This window comes from Caulobacter sp. GW821-FHT10C03, assembly GCF_059415485.1.
Map to the genome: position 1 here is coordinate 36,835 of NZ_JBWKNI010000013.1, position 22,743 is coordinate 59,577.

Below are 22,743 nucleotides of genomic sequence, written 5' to 3' on the forward strand. Positions count from 1 at the left end.
ATCTGAGCCCACCATCGCGCCGCCGCCCGCGCCCGTCATTCCGATGCTTGCGGTCTCAGCGTTCTTCCGCCGTGGCCGTGCGATGGCCGTAGCTGAGCACCCGCGTGGCGATCCAGGTCTCGCCCTGCGGCTTCCAGACGATGACGAACTTGGCGATGCCGGCGCAGCCCTGGTCCTTCTGGCAGAAGCGGTGCTCGCCCTCCTCGACCGCGCCGAAGTCCTTGATCGGATAGATGCGCAGCGTGCCGGGGATCAGCTCGCGCCGCACCTTGCCGCAGATGTACTTGCGGGTGTTGTCGATCACCGACTGGCGCTCCCAGGTGACGCCGCCCTCGTCGTGATAGAACTCGACGTCGGGCGCGAAGGCCGCGCCGAAGGTCTCCAGGTCGCAGGCGTTGTAGGCGTCGAAGACCCTGCGGTCTTGGGCCGTGATCGTCTCGGTCAGCGACGGTTCGGCCGCCCATGCCGCGCTCGTCCCGCCCATCGCCGCCAGCAGCGCCGCCGCCATCATCGCCTTGCGCATGATCCCCTCCCTGTCATGTCGTCAGGACCTTGGCGGGGCAGGGGGCGAGAGCCGAGTGAATTCCGGCTCATGACGCAGGCTTAATGCGAAACCGCCGCCCGGTGGGTCCGGACGGCGGTCGAAAGGATCATGTTTCTGGAAGGCCTACCAGTTGGCGGCGCGGCGGCGCAGCGGGGCCTGGACGAAGTCGGCCGGCGGGGCGGTCTCGGCCAGGACGGCGTCGCGGATGGCCCGCGGTTCGCCGAACAGGTGGCCCTGGCCGTAACCGATGTCGAGATCGAGGATCTCGGCGATCTGGCGCTCGCTCTCGACCTTCTCGGCGATCACCTCGACGCCGTAGCGGCGCATCAGGGCGGCGAAGTCGGCGGCGTTGAGGTCGGGCAGCGAGCTCAGCACCAGCTTGCCGTCCTGCTCTTCCAGCTGCTCGAGGATCATCTCGGCGCCGACCTTGACGAACTTGACGTCTGCGCGGGCCAGGTCCTGGAAGTCGAGGTCCAGGTCGATGATCTTGTCGAGGCTGAACTGGAAGCCCAGGCTCGCCAGGCGGGCCATGTGGCGGGCTTCGACCGGGCCGCGCTGGTTGAAGGCGGTCTGGCCCAGTTCGAAGATCAGCGAGCCGGCCAGGTCCTTGTGGCCCTGCAGGAACTCGAGGAACTGCGGGAAGAAGCTTTCGTCGGCCAGGCTGGCCAGCGAGATGTTGCAGAAGATGCCGACCTTGCGGTCCTGCTTGGCCAGGCGGCGGACGATCTGCACGCAGCGGAACAGCAGCAGGTTGTCGATGGCCGTCATCAGGCCCTCGGACTCGGCGACGGCCAGGTACTCGGCCGGCATCATCACGCGGCCGGTCTCGTCGCGCAGGCGCGAGAAGCTTTCGTAGAAGACGGTGCGGCGCTGGGGCAGGCTGACGACCGGCTGCAGGTAGAGGTCGACGCGGTTCTCGGCCAGGGCGTCCTGGACGATCTCCAGCATGGCGTTGACCGGGGCGGCGACGCGGGCGTTGGCGCTGGCGCTGTGACGGGCGGCCGCGACCTGGTGGGTCAGCTGGCTTTCCAGGCGCTCGCTCATGCGCTGCATCAGGTCTTCGAGCTGGTGGACTTCGCTGGTCAGTTCGGCCGAGCGCTTCTCGGCGTCCTCGGCGACGGTCTCGACCAGGGTGGTCATGCGCGCGTCGATCTTCTCGATCTGCTCGACCAGGATGGAATGGGCCTCGCGCACGGTCTCGATGTCCAGCTTCAGCTGGGCGTTGTCGAAGACGTTGCTGATGATGCCGTGGAACGCGAAGCACAGGCCCAGCGACCCGATGAAGGCCGACAGGCCGACAGCGGGGGTCGCGCCCATGCGCCACAGCAGCAGGGAGACGATCAGAGCCAGGCAGAGATAGGCGCCGGTCAGAAGAGCCAGCTTTAGCCTTCGCATTTCAGGTCCCTACGAATCGCTTGCAAAAATTAATGCAACCGCTGCGGCCTTGAGTCGAATAGATTAACGCTGCTGGGCCATTACGCCGCGCATCCCCTGTTGATTTTTTTCGAGACCGCCGTTCGCGGCGGTCATCCTTTCGTCGACAGTGGCGGTTAGGGCTGATAATCGTTCGCAACTTTTTGCCGCGAGGCCCCAGATGACCGACGCCGTCCTCACCGCCGACGCCTCCATAGCTTCCGACGCCCCGACCCGCGCCCTGAGCACGGCCGCGCGAGGCGACAAGGGCGTGATCGTGGCGGTGCGCGGCGAGACCGGTTCGCCCGAGGCGGTGGCCGCCGAGGAGCTGGAGCGGCGCCTGCTGGAGATGGGCTTCGTCGAAGGCGCCCGCATCGAGATCCTGCAGGAAGGCCTCTTTGGCCGTGATCCCATCGCCGTACGGGTGGACGACACCCGCGTGGCCCTGCGCCGCCGCGAGGCGCGCGCCGTGACCGTTCAGTTCGACGGAAAGACGCTTTGACCGACACCGCTATCCGGCCCTCGCGCATCGCGCTGGTCGGCAATCCGAATTCCGGCAAGACCGCGCTGTTCAACGCCCTGACCGGGGCTCGCCAGAAGGTCGCCAACTACGCCGGCGTCACCGTCGAGCGCAAGGAAGGCCAGCTGGTCACGCCGGGCGGCCGCACCGTCAGCGTGCTCGACCTGCCGGGCACCTATTCCCTGCGAGCCCGCAGCCCCGACGAGGTCGTCACCCGCGACGCCGTGCTGGGCCGCCTGGCCGGCGAGACCGCGCCCGACGTGCTGGTCTGCGTGGCCGACGCCACCAACCTGCGCCTCGTCCTGCGCCTGGTGCTCGAGCTGAAGCAGGTCGGCCGGCCGTTCGTCCTGGCCCTCAACATGTTCGACATCGCCCAGCGCCAGGGCCTGCGGATCGACGTCGAGCAGCTGGCCCGCGAGGTCGGCGCGCCGATCGTGACCACGGTGGCGACCCGCAAGCGCGGCCTCGACGAGCTGCTGACCCAGGTCGACACCCTGACGCTGACCCACTCGAACGTCGGCGACAACACCTGGCGCGAGCCGAGCGCGGGCGAGATCCGCGCCGCCCACGCCGAGGCCCAGCGCATCTTCAAGACCTGCGTGCGCCCGCCCGAGCGGCCCGACACGGTGACCGGCAAGATCGACGACGTGCTGCTGCACCCCGTCGCCGGCCTGGTGATCCTGTTTGGCCTGCTGTTCGTGATGTTCCAGGCGGTGTTCACCTGGGCGACCATCCCGGCCGACGCCATCGACGGCGGCTTCGCCGCGCTCGGCGCCTTCGTCACCGCCCACCTGCCCGAGGGGCTGCTTTCCAGCTTCATCGCCGACGGCCTGATCGCCGGCGTCGGCAGCGTGCTGGTGTTCCTGCCGCCGATCCTGATCCTGTTCTTCTTCATCCTGCTGCTGGAAGACAGCGGCTACATGACCCGCGCGGCCTTCCTGATGGACAAGATCATGGGCGGGGCGGGCCTGCACGGCCGGGCCTTCATCCCGCTGCTGTCGAGCTTCGCCTGCGCGATCCCGGGGATCATGTCCACGCGGGTGATCGACAACAAGCAGGACCGGCTCACCACCATCCTGGTGGCTCCGCTGATGACCTGCTCGGCGCGGATCCCGGTCTACACCCTGATCATCGGCGCCTTCATCCCGCGGACCACGGTCAACGGCCTGTCGCTGCAGGGCCTGGTGATGTTCGGCCTCTACGCCGCCGGCATCGTCTTCGCCCTGCTGGTGTCGTTCGTCATCCGCCGCATCTTCTGGCGGGGCACGGTCGAGCCGTTCATGATGGAGCTGCCGACCTATCGCTGGCCCGAGCCGCGCAACCTGCTGCTCAACCTGTGGACCCGCGCCAAGATCTTCCTGAACCGCGCCGGCCGCATCATCATGCCTCTGATGGTGCTGGTCTGGGTGCTGTCGACCTTCCCCTATCCGCCGGAAGGCGCGACGGGGCCGGCCATCGACTACAGCATCGCCGGGCGCCTGGGCCATTTCCTGGCCCCCGTCATGCAGCCCATTGGTTTTAATTGGCAAATGACCGTGGCCCTGATCCCCGGCATGGCGGCCCGCGAAGTCGCCGTGGCGGCGCTGGGCACGGTCTACGCCGTGGGCGGGGCCGACGGCTCCACCGACGCCCTGTCGGCCACCTTGAACAGCCAGTGGTCGCTGGCCACGGCCCTGGCCTTCCTCGCCTGGTACGTCTTCGCGCCGCAGTGCATGCCCACCCTGGGCGTGGTCAAGCGCGAGACCAACAGCTGGATCTGGCCGACCGTGATGTTCGTCTACATGGTCACCCTGGCCTACCTGGCGGCGTTCGTCGTCTACCACGTGGCCGTGGCGCTCGGGGCGGGGTGAGTCGTCGAGCGGGCGAGGCCGTGTTAGGCTTCGCCCATGACGATCCGGTTCGACATCGCCAAGCACAACAGCCTCGACGAACTCCTGGCCGTGATCGACGCAGGCGAGGACATGACGCTCATCCGCGATGGCAAGGTCATTGCGACGGTGAATGTCGAGAAGATCCCCGAAGAGCGCGATGCGCCCAAGGCGCAGCGCCGGCTGGGCGTTTGGGAGCACCTCAAGCTGGACCTGCCGGCTGACCTCTTCATCGGCCCCGATCCCGAGATCGAAGCCTTGATGGACAAGCCTATCTTTCCGCGGAAGTAGGCTGATCAGGTCCGGGGCGTGGAATGCGGCTGCTGATCGACACTCACGTCCTGATCTGGAGCCTGAGCGATCAGGCGAGACTTTCGCCAGCGGCGTCCGCGGCGATGCTCGATCTGGACAACGAAATCTTTGTCAGCGCCGTGTCGATGTACGAGGTGCTCTACAAGCGACTGAGGGCGCGTGGAGCACCCCTTGAACGCATGCCGGTCGATCTCGAGAAGGCGGTAGAGGATCAGGGCCTTTCCTGGCTTCCGATCCTCCCTGGCGACTGCGCGACCGCCGCCGCGCTGCCGGACCATCACCGTGACCCGTGGGATCGCATCCTGGTCGCGCAGGCGCAGCTTCGCGGCCTTCACCTCGTCACCGTGGACGAGGACGTGCGGGCCTACGACGTTCCGATCCTCTGGTAGTCCGACGCGTCTAGAGCCTGCTGATCAGCAAGCTCCAGATTCAAATGCTTAAAGTGCGCCCCGGACGGGTTAGCCGCATGCACCTAACCCTGGCGCCCTTAGCGCGTCGGGACCGGGACCTCGCCGCGGTAGTCGTAGAAGCCGCGGCCGGTCTTCTTGCCCAGCCAGCCGGCCTCGACGTACTTCACCAGCAGCGGGCAGGGGCGGTACTTGCTGTCGGCCAGGCCTTCGTAGAGCACGTTCATGATGCTCAGCACGGTGTCCAGGCCGATGAAGTCGCCCAGTTCCAGCGGGCCCATAGGGTGGTTGGCGCCCAGCTTCATGGCGGTGTCGATGGCGTCGACCGTGCCGACCCCTTCGTACAGCGTGTAGATCGCCTCGTTGATCATCGGCACCAGCACGCGGTTGACGATGAAGGCGGGGAAGTCCTCGGCGTTGCTGGTGATCTTGCCCAGCGACTTGGCGAAGGCCACGGCCGTCTCGTAGGTCGGCACGTCGGTGGCGATGCCGCGAATGATCTCGACCAGCTTCATCAGCGGGACGGGGTTCATGAAGTGCAGGCCGATGAAGCGCTCGGGGCGATCGGTGGCCGAGGCCAGGCGCGTGATCGAGATCGACGAGGTGTTCGAGGCCAGCAGGGTGTCGGGCTTCAGGTGCGGCTGCAGACCGCGGAAGATGGCCTTCTTGAGCTCTTCGTTCTCGGTGGCGGCCTCGATGGCCAGGTCGGTCTGGCCGATGGCCTCGATGGCCTCGGCGGCCGAGATGCGGGCCAGGGCGGCGTCGGCCGCGTCCTGGTCGATGATGTTGCGGGTGACCTGGCGGGCGAGGTTCTTTTCGATCAGGGCCAGGCCCGCGTCGATGCGCTCGCGCGAGATGTCGTGCAGGCGGACGTCGTAGCCCGCGAGAGCGCAGACATGGGCGATGCCCGAACCCATCTGACCGGCGCCGATTACGCCGACCGTCTTGATATCAACCATGAAAATCCAAGCCTTCGCTCACGATCGCGCAAGCTCCCGGCAGGGCGCGCTGTACCGTCGCCGAAGTTCTAGCACGAGGAACCGCACGCTCGCCAAGGGCTTTGCTGCGCCGCAAACGTCGGGTGAGCGACGTTCCCCGTCCTGTTCCCGGATTATCCGCCTGTCGGAAGGCGTCAGGCGATCAGTTCGGGGTCGTTTCGCCGCAGCCAGGCGGCGGCGTAGGAGCAGAGCGGGGTGATCCGCATGCCCTCGGCCCGGGCCACCTCGGCGACCTTGACCATCAGGCGGCCGGCGGCGCCGGTGCCGCGCAGGGCGGGATCGGCCTCCACGTGCGGGATGACCAGACGATGGCCGCTGCGCTGGTAATCGGCGAAGGCGATCAGGCCGTCGACGTCCAGCTCGTAGCGGCTCTTGGCGGGATTGTGGCTGAAGAGGTCGTCGCTCATGGGCCTGAAACGCGAAAGGGGCGAAGGTGGATGCAGCGCAGCATCACCTTCGCCCCTCACATGGCGTCTAGGCTTGAAGGATCAAGCTCAAGCCCGCAGCTTGCCGCCCGCCTTCTCGACCGCGGCGACGACCTTGGCCGACAGGGCCTCGATCTCGGCGTCGGTCAGGGTGGCGTCGCGCGGCTGGACCAGCACCTCGATGGCCACCGACTTGGAGCCCTCCGGAACGCCGGGGCCCTCGTAGACGTCGAAGACGCGGGCCGAGGCGATCAGGGCCTTGTCGGCGCCGGCCGCGGCCTTGACCAGGTCACCGGCCGCCTTGGCCTTGTCGGCGACGAAGGCGAAGTCGCGGCTCAGCGGCATCAGGGCCGAGGGGCTGAAGGCCGGCTTGGTCTTCACGGCCTTCTTCTTCGGCTCGGGGATCGCCTCCAGGGTGATCTCGAAGCCGTAGACCGGGCCGGCGACGTCCAGGGCCTTGAGCACCGCGGGGTGGATCTCGCCGAACTCGGCGATCACCGCCTTGGGGCCCAGCTGCAGGCGGGCCGAGCGGCCGGGGTGCCACCACGACGAGGCCGAGCCTTGCGCGGTCTGCAGCGAGGCGACCGGCGCGCCGATCTCTTCGAGCAGGTTCATCAGATCCGTTTTGATCGTGAACACGTCCTCGGCCGAGCGCTTGTCCCAGGCGCGCGGCGGGCGCGGGGCCAGGATGCCGGCGACGACCGTGCGCTGGTCCTTGGGGCCATCGCCCAGGAACACCGGGCCGACCTCGAACAGGGCCGCGTCCGGGAAGCCCTGGCGGGCGTTGCGGCCGGCGGCCTCGATCAGGTTGGGCAGCACCGACGGGCGCATGCAGTCCAGTTCCGAGGCGATCGGATTGGCCAGCACCAGGGCGTCGGCGCCGCCGCCGAACAGCTGGGCGGTGGCGCGGCTGGTGAAGCTCCAGGTCACGGCCTCGGCGTAGCCGGCCGCGGCCAGGGCGCGACGGGCGGCGCGGGCGCGCACCTGGCGCGGGGTCAGCACGCCGCCGACGGCGCGGGCGACCTCGGGCAGGGGCGTCGAGGGCAGGGCGCCGTAGCCGGCGATGCGGGCCACTTCTTCCACCAGGTCGGCCTTGCCGTGGGCGTCGCGGCGGAAGCTCGGCGGGGTCACGCAGACCACGCTCTCGGCGTGGGTGGCGAACTCGGCGACCGGCGTGTCCTTGGGCGGCTCGACCTTGAAGCCCAGGGCCTGGAGGATCTCCAGGCTCTTTTCCGGCGCGATCTCCAGGCCCGACAGGGCCTGCACATAGGCCGGGTCGAACAGGATCGGGCCGGGCGCGGCCGGGGCCTCGCCGGCGACGACGACTTCCGAGGCCTCGCCGCCGCACAGTTCCAGGATCAGCCTGGTGGCCAGGTCCAGGCCCGGAACCACCGAGCCGGTGTCGACCGTGCGGGCGAAGCGGTACTGGGCGTCGCTGTTGATGCCGGTCTCGCGGCCGGTCTGGGCGATGCGGATCGGCTCGAACCAGGCGCTTTCGACGAAGACGTCGACGGTGGCTTCCGAGCAGCCGGTGCTCTCGCCGCCCATGACGCCGCCGAGGCCGATCGGACGCTCGCCGTTCGCATCGGCGATGACGCACATGGCCGGGGTCAGCTCGTAGGTCTTGCCGTCCAGCGCGATCAGGTGCTCGTCGCCGTTCAGGCCGTGACGGCCCAGGCGCGTCTCGATCTTGGTCCCCGACAGCAGGGCCGCGTCATAGACGTGCAGCGGCCGGGCGCGGTCGTACGAGATGTAGTTGGTGATATCGACCAGGGCCGACTTCGGATTGATGCCGATGGCCTTCAGGCGGTCCTGCAGCCACTGCGGCGAGGGGCCGTTCTTGACGCCCTTGATCAGGCGGCCGGCGAACACCGGGCAGGCCTCGCCATCGACTTCGATCGTGATCGGGCAGGGGAAGGTTCCGGCGACCGGAGCGATCGACTGGTCCTTCAGCTTGCCCACGCCCGCGGCGGCCAGGTCGCGGGCGATGCCGGCGACGCCCAGCCAGTCGGGACGGTTGGGGGTGACCTCGAAGTCGATGACGGCTTCCAGGCCCAGCGCCGTGGCGGCCGGGGTCCCGACGGCCAGGTCGTTCGACAGTTCCAGGATGCCTTCCGAACCGTCGTCGGCCTCGAGCTCCGAGCCCGAGCACAGCATGCCGTTGGAGACGACGCCGCGCACCGGCTTCTCGACCAGGGTGACGCCCAGGCCGGGCACATAGGCGCCGATCGGGGCGTAGATGGTGGTCAGGCCGACGCGGGCGTTCGGCGCGCCGCAGACGATCTCCTTGCGGCCGTCGATGGTGTCGACCTGGCAGACCCGCAGGCGGTCGGCGTTGGGGTGCTGAACGGCTTCGACGATCTTGGCGACGCTGAAGGCGGCCAGCTTGGCGGCCGGGTCGGTGACGTGCTCGACCTCGAGGCCGGCCATGGTCATGGCGGCGACGACCTGCGCGGCGGTCGCTTCGGTGTCGAGGTGATCCTTGAGCCAGGAAAGGGTGAACTTCATTGCGTGGTTTCCAACGCCAGGATCTGCTGCAGGAAGGTCTCGGGGCCGGTGAAGCCGACCGCGAAGAACTGGCAGCCGATGAAGGCGCAATCCTTGAAGGGTAGGGCGCCGATGACCTTTTCACCGGCCGGGCGCAGAACGAGATTGGCGACGTCGCCGCCGTTGAAGCCGAAGTTGGTCGACTCGAAGGTCACGCCTTCTAGAGCCAGCATCACCACCGGCCCATGCAGGCGGCAGTTCTTGAAGGTGCGGCCGGCGACCATGTTGACGCCGCCCTGAAGCTGGGCGCGGAACAGGTCGATCAGCGAGATCTCCAGGTTCTCGAAGACCTTGGCCGAGCCGTCGATGGTCGGACGCGCGTTCATCAGCTGAGCCCCGAGGCGGGGTTCGGCGCGGCGAAGCCCGAGAAGCCGTAGTGGGCCAGCCAGCGGCTGTCCGACGACCACATGTCGCGCAGGTCCGGCATGCCGTACTTCAGCATGCCCAGGCGGTCGACGCCGACGCCGAAGGCGAAGCCCTGGTACTCGTCCGGATCGATGCCGCAGGCGCGCAGCACGTTCGGATGGACCATGCCGCAGCCCAGGATCTCGAGCCACGACGTGCCCTGGCCGATCTTGATCTCGCCGCCCGAGCGGTCGCACTGCACGTCCATCTCGGCCGAGGGCTCGGTGAACGGGAAGTGGTGCGGGCGGAACTGGGTGGTCACCGCGTCGGTCTCGAAGAACCGCGCCAGGAAGGTCTCCAGGGTCCACTTCAGGTGGCCCATGTGGATGCCCTTGTCGATCACCAGGCCCTCGACCTGGTGGAAGACCGGCGTGTGGGTGGCGTCGTTGTCCACGCGATAGGTGCGGCCCGGCGCGATGATGCGGATCGGCGGCTTCTCGCTGACCATGGTGCGCACCTGCACGGGGCTGGTGTGCGTGCGCAGCAGCATGCGTTCGCCGTCTTCCTTCCGGTTGAAGAAGAAGGTGTCGTGCATCTCGCGGGCCGGGTGCTTCTCGGGGAAGTTCAGGGCCGTGAAGTTGTGGAAGTCGTCCTCGATGTCCGGACCTTCGGCCACGGCGAAGCCCATCTCGGCGAAGATCGAGACGATCTCGTCCATGGTCTGCATGGTCGGGTGGACGGATCCCTTGCGGCGATAGGGGCCGGGCAGGGTGAGGTCGAGGGTCTCGCGGGCCAGGCGCGCGTCGAGTTCGGCCGCTTCCAGCGCGGCCTTCTTCTCGGTGATTGCCGACTGCACGCGGTCGCGCAGGGCGTTGATCGCCGCGCCGCGTTCCTTGCGCTCGTCGGGGCTCATCGCGCCCAGGGTCTTGAGCAGGCCCGAGATCGAGCCGGTCTTGCCCAAAGCGGCCACGCGGACCGTGTCTAGCGCTTGCAGGTCGGCCGCGCCGGCCACTTGGGCCAGGACGTCGGATTCGAGGGTGTTGAGATCGGTCATGACGGGGTTCCGTCTAGAGGATTTGCGGCCGGGGGGCGACCCCCTCAGTCGGCTTTGCCGACAGCTCCCCCAGAGGGGGAGCATCTTGGTGGCGCGGCGTGGATCCTCCCCCGTTGGGGGAGGTGGCCCGGAGGGCCGGAGGGGGCCGCCGACAGGCGGACAGCAAAAAGCCCTCCGGCTCGCGCCGGAGGGCTTTTAAAGGATCGTTCGAGCGGTGAGGCTCGGAAGTTCCTTAGGCCAGGGCCGCGCGAACCTTGTCGGCGATGGCCTTGAACGCGACGGCGTCGTTGCCGGCGATGTCCGCCAGGACCTTACGGTCGATCACGATACCCGCCACGTCCAGGCCGTGGATGAATTGCGAGTAGGTGAAGCCTTCGGTGCGGGCGCCGGCGTTGATGCGCTGGATCCACAGCGAACGGAAGGCGCGCTTGCGCACCTTGCGGTCGCGGTAGGCGTACTGGCCGGCCTTGTCGACCGCGGCCTTGGCCGTACGGATGGTGTTCTTGCGGCGGCCGTAGAAGCCCTTCGCCTGTTCAAGAACCTTCTTGTGCTTGGCGTGGGCGGTGACGCCACGTTTAACGCGAGCCATGTGTCAGCGCTCCTCTTAAAGGCCGTAGGGCAGGTACGAACGGATGGTCTTGGCGTCAGCCTCGCTCATCACCTTCGTTCCGCGGTTTTGGCGGATGTACTTGCCGTTGTGGCCGATCAGGCGGTGGCGCTTGCCGGCGACGCCGGCCTTCAGCTTGCCCGTGGCGGTGATCTTGAAGCGCTTTTTGGCGCCCGACTTCGTCTTCAACTTAGGCATTTCGCGTCGGAGCGTTTAACGGCCCCGTCCTCTGGATAGCGAGACGAACCGCCATGGCATGCCAAATTGGCCAGGCGGTTCCGGAAAGGCGGGGTGAATACGGGAACCCCGGGTGAAAAGCAAGGCCTGGCGGACTCTTATGCCCAACTGCCGCTCCCGGTCAGGGCGCGGCCTTGGCGCGGCGGCCCACCGTCACCGCCAGGGCGACGGCCGGCACGGTGAGCAACGCCCCGAACCAGTAGGGACCGGCCATGGTCAGGCCAAACAGCGGACCGGCGATCATCGGACCGCTCATCCGCGCCAGGGAGCCGCCGGCCATGTTGAGGCCCAGCATGGCGCCCTGCTGGTCGGGCGGCGTCGCGCGCGAGATCAGGGCGGCGATGCACGGGAACACCAGCGACTGGCCAAAGGCTGTCAGGCCCACGAACAGCGGCACGAAATGGCCGCTGGGCACGAACGGGGTGATCGCCATCGACAGGCAGATGATGGCCAGGCCCGTGGTCAGCACCTTGGGCTCGCCGTAGCGGCGGGCCAGGCGTCCGGTCAGCACGCCCTGGCCCAGCGAGGCCACCACGCCGATGACGGCGAAGCACAGCCCCACCTGCTGCGGGCCCCAGCCGAAGCGGGCCGAGGTCCACAGGCCGAAGATCGCCTCCATGCCCGAGAAGGCGGCGGTGGAGACGAAGGTGACCATCAGCACCCGCGACAGCACTGGATGGGCGAAGGCGGCCTTCAGGGCCTCGCGTCGGGGCGGCGGGGGCGGGGCGTCCTTGCGGGGCGCGCGGCTCTCGACCACGAACAGGAAGACGCCCAGCGAGGCCGCCGCCGCCAGGCCCGCGGCCACGAACAGCGGGATCTGGAAGCCCAGGCGTCCGGCGTCCGGGTGGGCCAGCAGGCCGCCCAGCGCCGGGCCGACCACGAAGCCGGCCCCGAAGGCGCTGCCCAGCAGGCCCATGCGCCCGGCCCGTTTGTCGGGCGGGGTGACGTCGGCCATGTAGCCCTGGATGGTCGAGATGTTGCCGCTGGCCGCGCCGCTGAAGAAGCGGATGACGAAGGCCACCGCGATGGTCGGGGCGAAGGCCAGGGCCACGTACGATAGGGTGTTGGCCAGGATGGTGACGATCAGCACCGGCCGCCGGCCGATGCGGTCGGACAGGCGTCCCCAGAACGGCTCGGCCAGGAACTGGCCCAGCGAATAGGCCGAGAACAGCGCCGTCACCTGCCAGGGGCTGGCGTTCAGCGCCTTGGCGTAGAAGGGCAGCAGCGGGATCACCAGCCCAAAGCCCACCAGGTTGATGAACACCACCAGCAGTAGGACGTAGAGGGCGCGGGAACTGTGGACGGGCGCCGGCGCAGTTGCCGGAGCAGAGAGCGTGGACATGACGGGAACCTTCGAGGCGGCTCCTCTACGCCCGATGGCCCGGAAAAGCGACTGAAATGTCAGTTTCCGGATGCGGACGATTCGTGGGGAGCCGCCACTAAGAGGCGGGCGTCTGGTCCACCCGTGTCACCAGGATGGACTTGGCCTCGAACCGGGCGTCGCCGAAGGTCGCGGCGAACGGCACGTCGGCGGCGTCGCGGCCAAAGCCGATGGGGACCAGGCCTCCCAGCGGCGCGCGGCGGGTGGCGTCGAAGGTTCGCCAGGCGCCGTCCAGATAGACCTGGAACACCGCGTGGAAGTCGGCCGGCTGAAGGTCCAGCGCGTAGCAGGCGGCGAAGCGGGCCGGCATGTCGAGCGCCCGGCACAGGGCGATGCCGATGTGGGCGAAGTCGCGGCAGACGCCCTTGCGGTCGACCAGGGTGTCGATGGCCGAGGTGGTGTCGCTGCTGGTCCCGGCCTCGTAGGTGATGGTCGCGGCGATCCAGTCGGCGATCGCCTGGACCTGGCCCAGGCCCTGGGGGCGGGCGCCGAAGGTCTGGCGGGCGAAGGCGGTCAGGCGGTCGGACGGGCAGTAGCGGCTGGGGTTCAGATAGGGCAGCACCGTCGCGGGCAGGTCGTTGACCACGTCGCCGCCGATGAAGCCGCGCTGATCGACCAGCGCCCGTCGTTCGACCTGGGCGATGTAGCCGATGTCCAGCGGCCCGGGCTGGGCGAGGAAGCGGATGAAGCGGTTGCCGGCGAAGGCGTCGACGAAGAAGTCGGCGCTCACGCCCGGCGGCAGCAGGATGGTCTCGTCGAGCACCCTCTGGTCGGCGCCGTCGGCGGCCTGGATCGCCAGGATGAAGCTGGTGGGGGTCCGCACCTCGTAGCGCAGGCGGCAGTCGATCGAGAGACGCATCGCGCGGAATTCCAGGCTGGAGCGGAAGGTGGCGTCGCTAAACGCCCGACGTCGTCATTCGGACCCGCGTCGCCGCGCGCGCGTCTTCGGCGTCGGCCAGATCGCTCCAGGTGCGGGCGGCGTGTTCGTGCTTGGCCTGGACGTGGGGCAGGCCGCACTTGCCGGCCGCTTCGAGAGCGGCGGCGGCCAGCGCACGGTACTCCGGCGCACGAAGGGGATGTCTCAAGGGGGAAGCTCCTCGCCGGCGGCGAAGTCCGAGGCGGGCTCCACGCTCCATCATATGGGGCGGAACGTCGCCGAAAGCGAGCCGGCGCGGCGGATGGGGCGAAGACGGTGCGATGGCCTGATGTCTTTTTCTGTCCGCTCTTCGTCCGTCAGCTTCCTTATTCGCCTTGAAGGGCGTGGGTAGCTTGCGGCATCGTCATCGCCACGGAGCTACGCAAATGTCCGCCGCCACCGCCCTGATCGTCGTCGACGCCCAGGACTCCTTTCGCCAGCGCGCCTCGTGGGATCCGGCCGTGGCCGGGGTCTATCTCGAGCGCCAGCAGGCCCTGATCGACGGCGCCAAGGCCAAAGGCCTGCCGGTCGTGCAGATCCTGCACGTCGAGGAAGAAGGGCTGTTCAGCCTGGCCTCGGGCCATGTGCGCACGGTCGAGGGGCTGTCGTTCGAGCCCGACGTCACCTTCCACAAGCCCGCCCACAGCGCCCTGGCCGGCACCGGCCTGCTGGTCTGGCTGATCCGTAACCGCATCGGCAAGGTGATCGTCAGCGGCATCCGCACCGAGCAGTGCTGCGAGACCACCACCCGCCACGCCTCGGACCTGGGCTTCGCCGTCGACTACGTCACCGAGGCCACCCTGACCTTCGACATGACCGACCGCCACGGGCGGGTCTTCACCGTCGACGACATCAAGACCCGCACCGAGCTGGTTTTGCACGAGCGCTTCGCCCGCATCGCCACCGTGGAAGAGGCCCTCGAAGCCGCATGAGCCAGCCGCCCGCCGTCATCCCCGTCTTCGTCGTCCTGCCGCCGCGCACCCTGCTGCTCGACGTGGCCGGACCGCTGGAGGTGTTGCGGCGGGCGACGTTCGAGCCCGGCGCGCCGGGCTTCGCCGTGACCTATGTCGCCGCCCGGCCGAGCGTGGAAAGCTCCATCGGCCTGACGCTGGCCGGGATCCAGCCGCTGCCCGACGCCCTGCCGGAGGGTGCGCTGGTCATCGTCTCGGGCAATGTCGATCAGGTGCTGGGCGGTGACGGGGCTTCGGTCGCGGACGGCGAGGACGAGGCGGCCATCGTCGCCTGGCTGGCCCACGCGGTGCGACCGGGCGTGACCCTGGCCTGCATCTGCTCGGGCAGCCTGCTGGCGGCGCGGGCGGGGTTGCTGGCCGGCAGGGCCTGCACCACCCACCACGCCTGCACCGAGGAACTGGCCCGCCTGGCGCCCAGCGCCCGGGTGCTCGAGGACCGCCTGTTCGTCGAGGACGGCGAGCGGCTGACCAGCGCCGGCGTCACCTCGGGTGTCGACTTGATGCTGCATCTGGTCGCCCGGCTGCGCGGCCCGGCCCAGGCCGTGTCGATCGCCCGCCAGATGGTGGTCTATCTGCGCCGGGGACCGTCCGACCCGCAGCTGTCGCCGTGGCTGGAGGGGCGCAACCACGTCCATCCGGCCATCCACCGGGTGCAGGACGCCATCGCCGCCGACCCGGCCCGCGACTGGAGCCTGGAGATCCTGGCCGACCTCGCCGCCGCCAGCCCGCGCCACCTGTCGCGGCTGTTCAACGCCCATGCGGGCATGAACCTGACCGACTACGTCAACCGCCTGCGCCTGGCGCTGGCCAGCGAGATGCTGTCGGCGACGCGGTTGGACATGGAAAGCGTCGCCGAGCGGGCCGGCTTCGCCTCGACCCGCCAGCTACGCCGCGTCTGGAGCCGCCATCACCCCACGCCGCCCAAGGCGGCGCGGGCTTCTGTCTGATGTGAGGGCGAAGGTCGGATCGGCATTCGACGTCTGAGACGAAAACCTCGTCCCCTCGGGTCGCGCCGCTGGCGCGGCCCGCCCAAGGGCATGCTTCGACGGGCTCAGGATGAGGTTTTTCTACTGCCCGGGCCTGCAAATGGTCCTCATCCTGAGCTTGTCGAAGGACGAGGACCACCCACAGAACCTGCCGTGCTAGCGCGCGGCCGCGGTCTGGGCCGGAGCGGCCGGGTCGGGCGGATTGTGCTTCTCGAGGAACTGCACGGTGGCGTTCAGCATCTGCTGGCGGCTGGCGCCGCGCGACAGCCAGTGGTCCTCGCTGGCCAGGGTGACCAGCTCGGTCGGCTTGCCGGCCCGGGCCATGGCGTCGGCCATGATCTTGCTCTGCACATAGGGAACGACCGTGTCGTCCTTGCCGTGGATCAGCAGGATCGGGATGTCGATCTTGTCGGTCAGCCTGGCCGGCGAGATCGCCGCCAGGTCGGGATCGCGGATGCCGTCGGCGCCCATGAAGCGCAGCCAGTAGCGCAGGGTCGAGTTGTTGCGCGACAGGTGGCGTTCCTGGTCGTCCTGCAGCATGCGCTTGAGGTCGGCCGGGCCGGCCACCGACACGGCGCAGCGATAGACGCCGCGATCGAGCGCCGCGCCGGCCAGGGCCGCGTAGCCGCCATAGCTGGCGCCGACGATGCAGACGCGCTTGGGATCGGCGATGCCCTGCTTCTCCAGCCAGCGGACGCCGTCCGACAGGTCGGTCTGCATCTTGCGGCCCCATTCGCCGAAGCCGGCCTTGATGAAGTCCCAGCCGAAGCCTTCCGAGCCGCGGAAGTTCGGCTGCAGCACGGCGTAGCCGCGCGAGGCCAGGCCCTGGGCCCACCAGTCGAAGCCCGGCATGTCGCGGCCTTCGGGACCGCCGTGCGGCAGCACCACCAGCGGCAGGTTCTTCGGGTCCCGGCCCTTGGGCAGGGTGAGGTAGCCGGTGATCTCCAGGCCGTCGGCGGCCTTGTACTTCACCGGGCGGACCTCGGCGATGTCGGCGGCGGCCAGATCCTTGTACTCGTCGCCGATCCAGGAGGCGGTCTTGGCCGTCATGTCGACCAGGGCGTAGGCCGGGCCGTCGGTCGGCGAGTCGACGCGGACGACCACCTTGCTGCGATCGGCCGACCACGAGGCCAGCGACACCCGCGAGCCAGCGAAGCCCTTCTCGACGGCGTTCCAGCGCGACTGATCCTTGGGATCGAAGAAGACGTAGCGGGTCTTGTCGCCGACCAGCGACACGCCGCCGATGAGGGCGTCGTTGCCGGGATCGCGCAGCAGGCCGTCGAAGGGGATCTCCATCGGCACGTCGACCTGCGAGCCGTCGGCGGCGTATTCGCGATAGACGGTCTCGTTCTTGTCGTTGACGCGGGCCACCAGCACCGACTTGCCGTCGCGGCCCAGGCCCGAGACGCCGTAGGAGCCCATCGGGCTGACCGCCCGGTCGACGATGGTCCAGCCCTTCGGACCCTTGATGCGCAGCACCCAGGCGCCCTTGCTTTCGTCGTACTGCGACTGGGCCAGCGGGACGCCGTCGCCGCCGACCAGCCAGTCGTCGGTGTCTTCCGAGCGCGCCTCGATCATGCGGGTGCGGCCGGTCTTCACATTGACCGCGAACAGGGTGTTGCGGCCGAAGTTGTCGACGAAGTGGATGCCCTGCACGAAGGCCGTCGGCGCGCCGTCGACCGAGCGCAGCGAGGCGGCGCTGAGCACGACGTTCATCGAATCCGGCTGGTTGTCGAGCAGCAGGCGCGCCTTGTCGGTGTCCAGGTCGTACAGCGAGGTCATCCAGTATTCGCGCTTGGGCCCTTCCAGCCCGACGACGCTGGCCGTCGACGAGACGGTGACCAGAAGGTGCGAGGCGTCGGCCCACTGCACCCAGCGCAGCTTGTTGTTGCCCATCCGCAGGGCCTTGATCAGCTTGTTGTCGGCCGCGTTGTGGATGGTCAGCACGCGCTGCTCGCCGTCGGTCAGCGACACCGCCAGGCGCGTGCCGTCCGGCGAGATCTCGACATCCTCGATCGTCGGCAGCTTGCCGTAGGTCGACAGCGGCGCGGCCTTGGCCTGGACGCCCGACAGCAGGGCGGTCGCGCAGATGGCGATCGCAAGATCCTTGATACGCACGAAACTACAGCCCCCAGAAGAGTCCCCGGGGCGAGTATAAGCTCTACCTTGCCGGGAGGTCGAGCGGGGGTGCGCGAAATCAGCGTCGCGAGCGGATCCAGCCGGTGAGCGACAGGCGCGGGCCCGCCGCGTGCGGCGTGACGTAGGTCACGGCGTGCTTCTGCGGCACGCGGAAGATGTTGAGGGCGTTGAAGCTGGGCTTGTAGCCCTCGGCCACGTGGCCGTCGCCGTCGAGGAACAGCAGAAGCCCGCCCCAGTCGGCCCGCCAGTTCGGCGTCAGGTTGAGGACGTAGGCGTAGAGCCGGTGCTTGCCGTCGGCGTGGTCGTCGTGCTCGGTCAGGAAGTGGCCGGGGCGATAGCGGGTGGCCTGGCTGTCGCAATAGACGGGCCGGTCGTCGCCGGTCAGCTCGCGCACGAAGTCCAGGAAGGCTTCGCCGTTCAGCAGGTCGTAGGCGGCCTCGACCAGCCGGCCTTCGCGGCGGCCGGCCTCGACCTCGTCGCTGACCCGGAAATTGTCGAACCGGAAGCCGAAGCCGTTGCGGGTTTCCTCGGCCACCTGGCGGTCCAGCGCCAGGTCGTCGGCCGGCGACAGGGCGCCGGGGCCGTCCAGCGGCAGGTTCCACAGCTTTTTGCCGACCCCGACCACGCCGCTCCACGGCGTGTCGAGGGTCAGGGCCGCGTGTAGGCGGGCGGCCGAGTCGGCGGTCAGGATCCCCGGAACGTGCAGACGGCCGTTGCGGGCGAAGGCGTCGCGCCAGGCCCCGGGCGTCAGGCCGGGGTCCAGGGACAGGGGGGCTTGCTGGGCGGGCTGGGACATGGACGATACCGGAAACGAAAAACGCCCCGGTGGTGACCGGGGCGTTTTCGAAGATAGAGCCGAAGCTTAGCGGGGCGCCAGGATCATGATCATCTGGCGGCCTTCCATGCGGGGCTCGTACTCGACCTTGGCGATCTCCTCGAAGTCGGCCTTGACCTTGAGCAGCAGCTTCATGCCGAGTTCCGGGTGAGCCATTTCACGACCGCGGAAGCGCAGGGTGACCTTGACCTTATCGCCTTCCTCGAAGAAGCGGTGCATGGCCTTGGCCTTCACCTCGTAGTCGTGGATGTCGATGTTCGGGCGGAGTTTGATCTCCTTGAGCTCGACCACCTTCTGACGCTTGCGGGCCTCGTTCTTCTTCTTCTGCTCCTGGAACTTGAACTTGCCATAGTCCAGGATCTTGCAGACCGGCGGGTTCGCGTTCGGAACGATTTCGACCAGGTCCAGGCCAGCCTCTTCGGCCGCTTCCATGGCGGAGGCGGTCGGCATCTCGCCCTGCTTCTCGCCGTTCTGGTCGATCAGCAGGACTCGGGGGACGCGGATTTCATCGTTGATACGCGGTCCATCCTTGACGGGCGGCGCTTGCATGGGACGGCGAATAGGGGCGGCTCCGGAATTGTTGTAGAGGATTTCGCGCGGCGCCCATGGGGCGTCGCGTTCAGATGATATATGACGCCAGACACGGGCGCTATCAAGCGCTCGCCGCGACAAGACCGTTCCTCGACCGCGGATAAGTGGCGAAAGGGACGGCGGGACGGGAACGCGATCGGGACGGGACGCCCTTTTCCCTTCCTCCAGACGCGACTCGACCCTGCCTTGACCGCCGCCGCCCCCGACATGCCCGCCACACGCCACACGCTGATCGAAGACGTCCACGCTCTGCTGATCGGCACGAGCTTCATTTCCGTGGGCCTGATCCTGCTGAAGGCCGCCGGCCTGGTGACCGGCGGCATCGCCGGGATCGCCCTGATCGTCTCCTACCTGACCGACTGGCCGGTCGGGATCGTGTTCTTCGTGCTGAACCTGCCGTTCTACATCTTCGCCCAGCGGGCGCTGGGCTGGGTGTTCACGGCCAAGACCCTGGCCACCAACGTGCTGCTGGCGGCGCTGAGCCTCGCCCTGCCGCACTGGCTGAAGCTTGTGGGCGTCAATCCGGTGTTCGCGGCGGTGTTCGGCGGCACCATCATCGGCATGGGCATACTGGCGCTGGCCCGCCACCGCTCGTCGGTCGGCGGCGTCGGGGTGCTGGGCCTGTGGCTGCAGGAAAAGCACGGGATCAGCGCCGGCAAGGTGCAGATGGCCACCGATGTGCTGGTGGTCGGCGCGGCCTTCATGGTGGTCAGCTTCGACAAGCTGCTGCTGTCGATCCTGTCGGCCGTGGCGCTGAGCATCGTGATCATCGCCAACCACAGGCCGGGGCGCTACGCCGGCTACTGATGCTGCGACTACTGACTACGATGTCGACAGGCCCTCTGTTCGAGAGCGGCCGGAACTGGCATATGACGCACCGTAAAGCTCAAGTTAGCGCTAACATAACAATGGGTTCCCGATGACACGTCCCGTCCTGGCGACCGCCCGCGCCCGCGTCGAACTGCTGCCGCAGGTGGGCGGTTCGATCGGCCGCTTCGTGTTCGACGGCCGCGACGTGCTGCGCCCGACGCCGGAGGGCGCGACCGACGCGCTCGACGTCGGCTGCTTCCCGCTGGTCCCGTTCTGCAACCGCATCCCGGGTGGCCGCTTCGCGTTCGAGGGGCGCGAGGTGACCCTGGCCCCGAACCTGGCCGGCCATCCCCACCCGCTGCACGGCCAGGGCTGGCGCGCGGCCTGGACCGTCACCGGCCTGTCGGACACCCGCGCCGTCCTGACCTACGACCACGCCCCGTCCGACTGGCCCTGGGCCTATCGCGCCGAGCAGATCCTGGTGCTGTCCGACGAGGGCCTGCGCATCGAACTGTCGGTGACCAACACCGGAACTGAGGTCATGCCGGCGGGCCTGGGCCTGCACCCCTATTTCGCGGCCCGCCCGGGCGAGAGCCTGCAGGCCGGCGTCGACGGCGTCTGGATGGTCGACGCCGACGTCCTGCCCACCACCCACCACGACGGCGTCTGGAGGCGCGACTGGAACGCCGGCGCGCCGACCGCCACCGACAGCCTGATCGACAACTGCTGGACCGGTTTTTCCGGCAAGGCCGTGCTCTCGGCCCCGGGCGGCGCCTCGACGATCATCGAGGCCTCCGAAAACTGCCGCTGGGTGCACGTCTATTCGCCGCTGGGCGCCGACTTCGTCTGCGTCGAGCCCACCGCCAGCCGTCCGGATCCCTTCGGTGAAGGCGAAACCGGGATCGTCGCCCTGGCCCCGGGCGAGACGACGTCGGTCTGGATGACCCTGAAAGTCGCATGATCGCCGACCTGCTGGATTTGCGTCAGATCAAGGCGCGCTGGGCCGACGCTGGCTTGAATGGCGCGATGAGCGCCCCTTCGCCCGCCCGTCCACTGGTGGTCGTCGTCGAAGCCGACGCGGCCCTGCGTGAGGCCCTGGCCTTCGCCCTGGAGACCGAGGGCTACTGGATCCGCGCCTTCGCCGGGGTGGACGAGGCGTCGCTGTCGGAGATGATCGCCGCCGACTGCCTGGTGCTGGACGTCGATTTCCTGGCCCTGGCGGCCCTGCGCGGCAAGGGCGTGCGCACGCCGGCCGTGCTGCTGGCCGACGGCCCCGTCGACCTCTCGGCCGCCGACGCCCTGTGGGCCGGCGTCGCCCACAAGCCCCTGATCACCGACGCCCTGAGCCTGCAGGTGAAAAAGGCGGTCGGGGCGTAGGTTCGCCGTTTGACGCCCCGCGCCGGATCGCCAAGATACCGGCGTCTTCACCGAGCTCCCTGATGGCTTTCTCTTCCAAATCCGGCCGCGTCGGCCTGGGTCTCGTCCTGTTCGCGGCGTTGCTCGGCGCGAGTGGAGCTGCGCAGGCCGCCTTCTGCACGGATCCAAGACCTTCCGTCGCGGAGGAGTATCGGGACGTGGCCGTGGTGGCGGAGGTGCGGGTGGCGGCCATCGGCCCAATGATCCGGGGCGTGGGCGACGCGGACGACTTCCAGGAGATCACCTTCGACGTGCTGCACGCCTACAAGGGCGCGCCCGGCCGACGTATCGTGATCCGAAGCCCGAACACCTCGGCGCGGCTGCCGGTGTCGAAGCAGGAGCGCAAGATCCTGTTCGTCCAACGCGATACCGATGGAAGCTATCTTGTGGACACCTGCGGCAACTCGACCTCGACGGCTCGCGCCGCGCCGGATCTTGCGACCCGCCTGAAGGCGCTCTCGGGAAAGGCCGGCTAGGGCGTCGCCAGGAAAAGCGGCGTGGCCACCTTCAGGAAATTCCGCAGAGCCGGGCTCGGCGTCTTCGTGGCCGCCAGGCTGAGGCGCGCCACGGGGGTCTGGCCGGCGATGTCGCGATAGGCCACGCCCTCGACGGCCAGCTGGCGCATCGAGACGGGCACGATCGAGACGCCCAGCTCGGCCGCGACCAGTACGATCACCGAGGCCATCTGCGGCGCCGGCTGGCCCATCACCGGCTCGACGCCGGCGGCGCGGAAGGCCTCCACCGCCGCGTCGTGCACCGTGGGGCCCAGGTGGCGCGGCGTCATGATCAGCGGCTCGCCCTTCAGCAGCGACAGGTCCACCGGATCGGAGGCCGCCGCCGGATGGCCCGCCGGCAGCACGGCGATCATCGGCTCGTCGACCAGGTCGTACACGGAAAGGCCCTCGAGGCTCACCGAGCCCGGCCGCAGGAAGGCCGCGTCCAGCGCCCCGTCGGCCAGGTGGTCGGAAAGGTGGGTGCTGTTGCTCTCGGTCAGCGACAGCTCGACCTCCGGATAGAGCCGGCGATAGGCCCGCACGGCCGTGGAGACCACCGGATGCAGGCTGGCCGAGCCGGTGAAGCCCAGCCGCAGCGAGCCGGTCTCGCCCCGCGCCGCCCGCCGGGCCAGCACGGCGGCCGCGCCGGCCTGGTCGGGCAGGGTGCGCACGGCGGCGTGGAAGGCCTTGCCGGCCTCGGTCAGCTCGGCCCCGCTGGGGATGCGGCGGAAGAGCTGCACGCCAAGCTCCGTCTCAAGGTCCTTGATCTGCTGGCTCAGCGGCGGCTGGCCGATGCCGACCTTGGCGGCGGCGCGCGTGAAGTTGCGCTCCTCGGCGACGGCCAGGAAGTAGCGGATGTGGCGCAGCTCCATGCCATCTCCAAAAGCGATCAAGAAAGCCTTCGCCATATATTGGACTATGGGGCGG

At 68.8% G+C, this 22,743-nt stretch carries 26 protein-coding genes; 10 read left to right on the forward strand and 16 right to left on the reverse strand.

Translation table 11 applies throughout. From position 1 onward, the window contains the following. Positions 1 to 55 precede the first annotated feature (55 nt). Together AC07NG_RS16990 and tipF are read right to left on the reverse strand one after the other, a co-directional pair. Positions 56 to 523 carry a nuclear transport factor 2 family protein gene (locus AC07NG_RS16990; RefSeq protein WP_494595253.1) on the reverse strand — a complete coding sequence of 156 codons (468 nt, stop codon included), beginning with the start codon at positions 521 to 523 and terminating at the stop codon, positions 56 to 58. Positions 524 to 667: 144 nt separating this feature from the next. Further along, complete coding sequence (gene tipF, locus AC07NG_RS16995; protein WP_494595254.1) at positions 668 to 1,939, reverse strand: flagella assembly cyclic-di-GMP phosphodiesterase TipF; 1,272 nt, start codon at positions 1,937 to 1,939, stop codon at positions 668 to 670. Between the two features lie 199 nt (positions 1,940 to 2,138). On the opposite strand from tipF, the gene AC07NG_RS17000 reads away from it, so the two are divergent. From AC07NG_RS17000 to AC07NG_RS17015, 4 genes are read left to right on the forward strand one after another with little or no spacing between them, the layout of a single operon-like run. Continuing rightward, on the forward strand, positions 2,139 to 2,459 hold the full coding sequence (locus AC07NG_RS17000) for a FeoA family protein (RefSeq protein ID WP_110119101.1): 321 nt from the start codon (positions 2,139 to 2,141) through the stop codon (positions 2,457 to 2,459). Continuing rightward, the gene (gene feoB / locus AC07NG_RS17005) at positions 2,456 to 4,327 is read left to right on the forward strand and encodes a ferrous iron transport protein B (protein ID WP_492853663.1); all 1,872 of its coding nucleotides are present in this window, start codon (positions 2,456 to 2,458) and stop codon (positions 4,325 to 4,327) included. Before AC07NG_RS17000 ends, feoB begins: the two co-directional genes overlap by 4 nt. Before the next feature lie 36 nt (positions 4,328 to 4,363). Next, positions 4,364 to 4,636, forward strand: coding sequence for a hypothetical protein (locus AC07NG_RS17010; RefSeq protein ID WP_492853662.1), 273 nt, complete (start codon positions 4,364 to 4,366; stop codon positions 4,634 to 4,636). 23 nt (positions 4,637 to 4,659) lie between these two features. After that, entirely contained in the window at positions 4,660 to 5,046 is a 387-nt protein-coding gene (locus tag AC07NG_RS17015) for a type II toxin-antitoxin system VapC family toxin (protein ID WP_492853661.1), read from the forward strand. Between the two features lie 98 nt (positions 5,047 to 5,144). Here AC07NG_RS17015 and AC07NG_RS17020 read toward each other — a convergent pair whose 3' ends face one another. The 10 genes from AC07NG_RS17020 to AC07NG_RS17065 all read right to left on the reverse strand — a co-directional run bounded on the left by AC07NG_RS17020 (position 5,145) and on the right by AC07NG_RS17065 (position 13,743). Next, the gene (locus AC07NG_RS17020) at positions 5,145 to 6,023 is read right to left on the reverse strand and encodes a 3-hydroxybutyryl-CoA dehydrogenase (protein ID WP_492853660.1); all 879 of its coding nucleotides are present in this window, start codon (positions 6,021 to 6,023) and stop codon (positions 5,145 to 5,147) included. A gap of 173 nt (positions 6,024 to 6,196) precedes the next feature. Continuing rightward, on the reverse strand, positions 6,197 to 6,469 hold the full coding sequence (locus tag AC07NG_RS17025) for a GNAT family N-acetyltransferase (RefSeq protein ID WP_110119106.1): 273 nt from the start codon (positions 6,467 to 6,469) through the stop codon (positions 6,197 to 6,199). 87 nt (positions 6,470 to 6,556) lie between these two features. After that, positions 6,557 to 8,995, reverse strand: coding sequence for a phenylalanine--tRNA ligase subunit beta (pheT, locus tag AC07NG_RS17030; protein ID WP_494595257.1), 2,439 nt, complete (start codon positions 8,993 to 8,995; stop codon positions 6,557 to 6,559). After that, positions 8,992 to 9,360: a hypothetical protein gene (locus tag AC07NG_RS17035; RefSeq protein WP_494595259.1), complete on the reverse strand. Its 369-nt coding sequence runs from the start codon at positions 9,358 to 9,360 to the stop codon at positions 8,992 to 8,994. Before AC07NG_RS17035 ends, pheT begins: the two co-directional genes overlap by 4 nt. Then, positions 9,360 to 10,433, reverse strand: coding sequence for a phenylalanine--tRNA ligase subunit alpha (gene pheS, locus AC07NG_RS17040; protein ID WP_494595260.1), 1,074 nt, complete (start codon positions 10,431 to 10,433; stop codon positions 9,360 to 9,362). Before pheS ends, AC07NG_RS17035 begins: the two co-directional genes overlap by 1 nt. Positions 10,434 to 10,665: 232 nt before the next feature. Further along, a complete protein-coding gene (rplT, locus tag AC07NG_RS17045) occupies positions 10,666 to 11,022 on the reverse strand; it encodes a 50S ribosomal protein L20 (RefSeq protein WP_058347692.1) in 357 nt (118 codons plus the stop codon). 15 nt (positions 11,023 to 11,037) lie between these two features. Next, entirely contained in the window at positions 11,038 to 11,238 is a 201-nt protein-coding gene (gene rpmI, locus AC07NG_RS17050) for a 50S ribosomal protein L35 (protein WP_018061454.1), read from the reverse strand. 160 nt (positions 11,239 to 11,398) lie between these two features. Beyond that, positions 11,399 to 12,619: an MFS transporter gene (locus AC07NG_RS17055; protein ID WP_487288163.1), complete on the reverse strand. Its 1,221-nt coding sequence runs from the start codon at positions 12,617 to 12,619 to the stop codon at positions 11,399 to 11,401. 97 nt (positions 12,620 to 12,716) lie between these two features. Continuing rightward, complete coding sequence (locus AC07NG_RS17060) at positions 12,717 to 13,517, reverse strand: transglutaminase-like domain-containing protein (protein WP_494595263.1); 801 nt, start codon at positions 13,515 to 13,517, stop codon at positions 12,717 to 12,719. 37 nt (positions 13,518 to 13,554) lie between these two features. Beyond that, positions 13,555 to 13,743 (reverse strand): hypothetical protein, encoded by a 189-nt coding sequence (locus AC07NG_RS17065; protein WP_110119113.1) that lies wholly within the window; start codon positions 13,741 to 13,743, stop codon positions 13,555 to 13,557. 217 nt (positions 13,744 to 13,960) lie between these two features. On the opposite strand from AC07NG_RS17065, the gene AC07NG_RS17070 reads away from it, so the two are divergent. Together AC07NG_RS17070 and AC07NG_RS17075 are read left to right on the forward strand one after the other, a co-directional pair. Continuing rightward, entirely contained in the window at positions 13,961 to 14,506 is a 546-nt protein-coding gene (locus tag AC07NG_RS17070) for a cysteine hydrolase family protein (protein WP_494595265.1), read from the forward strand. Then, the gene (locus AC07NG_RS17075; RefSeq protein ID WP_494595266.1) at positions 14,503 to 15,492 is read left to right on the forward strand and encodes a GlxA family transcriptional regulator; all 990 of its coding nucleotides are present in this window, start codon (positions 14,503 to 14,505) and stop codon (positions 15,490 to 15,492) included. The genes AC07NG_RS17070 and AC07NG_RS17075 overlap by 4 nt, the downstream gene beginning before the upstream one ends. 195 nt (positions 15,493 to 15,687) lie before the next feature. Here the strand turns inward: AC07NG_RS17075 and AC07NG_RS17080 are convergent, their stop codons facing one another. From AC07NG_RS17080 to infC, 3 genes are all read right to left on the reverse strand, one after another. Beyond that, complete coding sequence (locus AC07NG_RS17080; protein ID WP_494595268.1) at positions 15,688 to 17,649, reverse strand: alpha/beta hydrolase family protein; 1,962 nt, start codon at positions 17,647 to 17,649, stop codon at positions 15,688 to 15,690. A gap of 79 nt (positions 17,650 to 17,728) precedes the next feature. Continuing rightward, on the reverse strand, positions 17,729 to 18,466 hold the full coding sequence (locus AC07NG_RS17085; RefSeq protein WP_494595269.1) for a 2OG-Fe(II) oxygenase: 738 nt from the start codon (positions 18,464 to 18,466) through the stop codon (positions 17,729 to 17,731). 66 nt (positions 18,467 to 18,532) lie between these two features. Continuing rightward, positions 18,533 to 19,054 (reverse strand): translation initiation factor IF-3, encoded by a 522-nt coding sequence (gene infC, locus AC07NG_RS17090; protein WP_110119117.1) that lies wholly within the window; start codon positions 19,052 to 19,054, stop codon positions 18,533 to 18,535. Between the two features lie 249 nt (positions 19,055 to 19,303). Here infC and AC07NG_RS17095 point away from each other — a divergent pair, with 249 nt between their 5' ends. From AC07NG_RS17095 to AC07NG_RS17110, 4 genes are all read left to right on the forward strand, one after another. Then, positions 19,304 to 19,903, forward strand: a complete 600-nt coding sequence (locus tag AC07NG_RS17095) for a YitT family protein (RefSeq protein WP_492853994.1) — start codon at positions 19,304 to 19,306, stop codon at positions 19,901 to 19,903. Positions 19,904 to 20,015: 112 nt separating this feature from the next. Beyond that, positions 20,016 to 20,867, forward strand: a complete 852-nt coding sequence (locus tag AC07NG_RS17100; RefSeq protein ID WP_494595272.1) for an aldose 1-epimerase — start codon at positions 20,016 to 20,018, stop codon at positions 20,865 to 20,867. Continuing rightward, positions 20,864 to 21,283, forward strand: a complete 420-nt coding sequence (locus AC07NG_RS17105; RefSeq protein WP_110119119.1) for a response regulator transcription factor — start codon at positions 20,864 to 20,866, stop codon at positions 21,281 to 21,283. The genes AC07NG_RS17100 and AC07NG_RS17105 overlap by 4 nt, the downstream gene beginning before the upstream one ends. A 62-nt stretch (positions 21,284 to 21,345) precedes the next feature. Then, positions 21,346 to 21,798: a hypothetical protein gene (locus tag AC07NG_RS17110; protein WP_494595274.1), complete on the forward strand. Its 453-nt coding sequence runs from the start codon at positions 21,346 to 21,348 to the stop codon at positions 21,796 to 21,798. Here the strand turns inward: AC07NG_RS17110 and AC07NG_RS17115 are convergent. Then, positions 21,795 to 22,688 carry a LysR family transcriptional regulator gene (locus AC07NG_RS17115; RefSeq protein WP_494595275.1) on the reverse strand — a complete coding sequence of 298 codons (894 nt, stop codon included), beginning with the start codon at positions 22,686 to 22,688 and terminating at the stop codon, positions 21,795 to 21,797. The two genes, AC07NG_RS17110 and AC07NG_RS17115, sit on opposite strands and share 4 nt — an antisense overlap. Between the last annotated feature and the right edge of the window lie 55 nt (positions 22,689 to 22,743).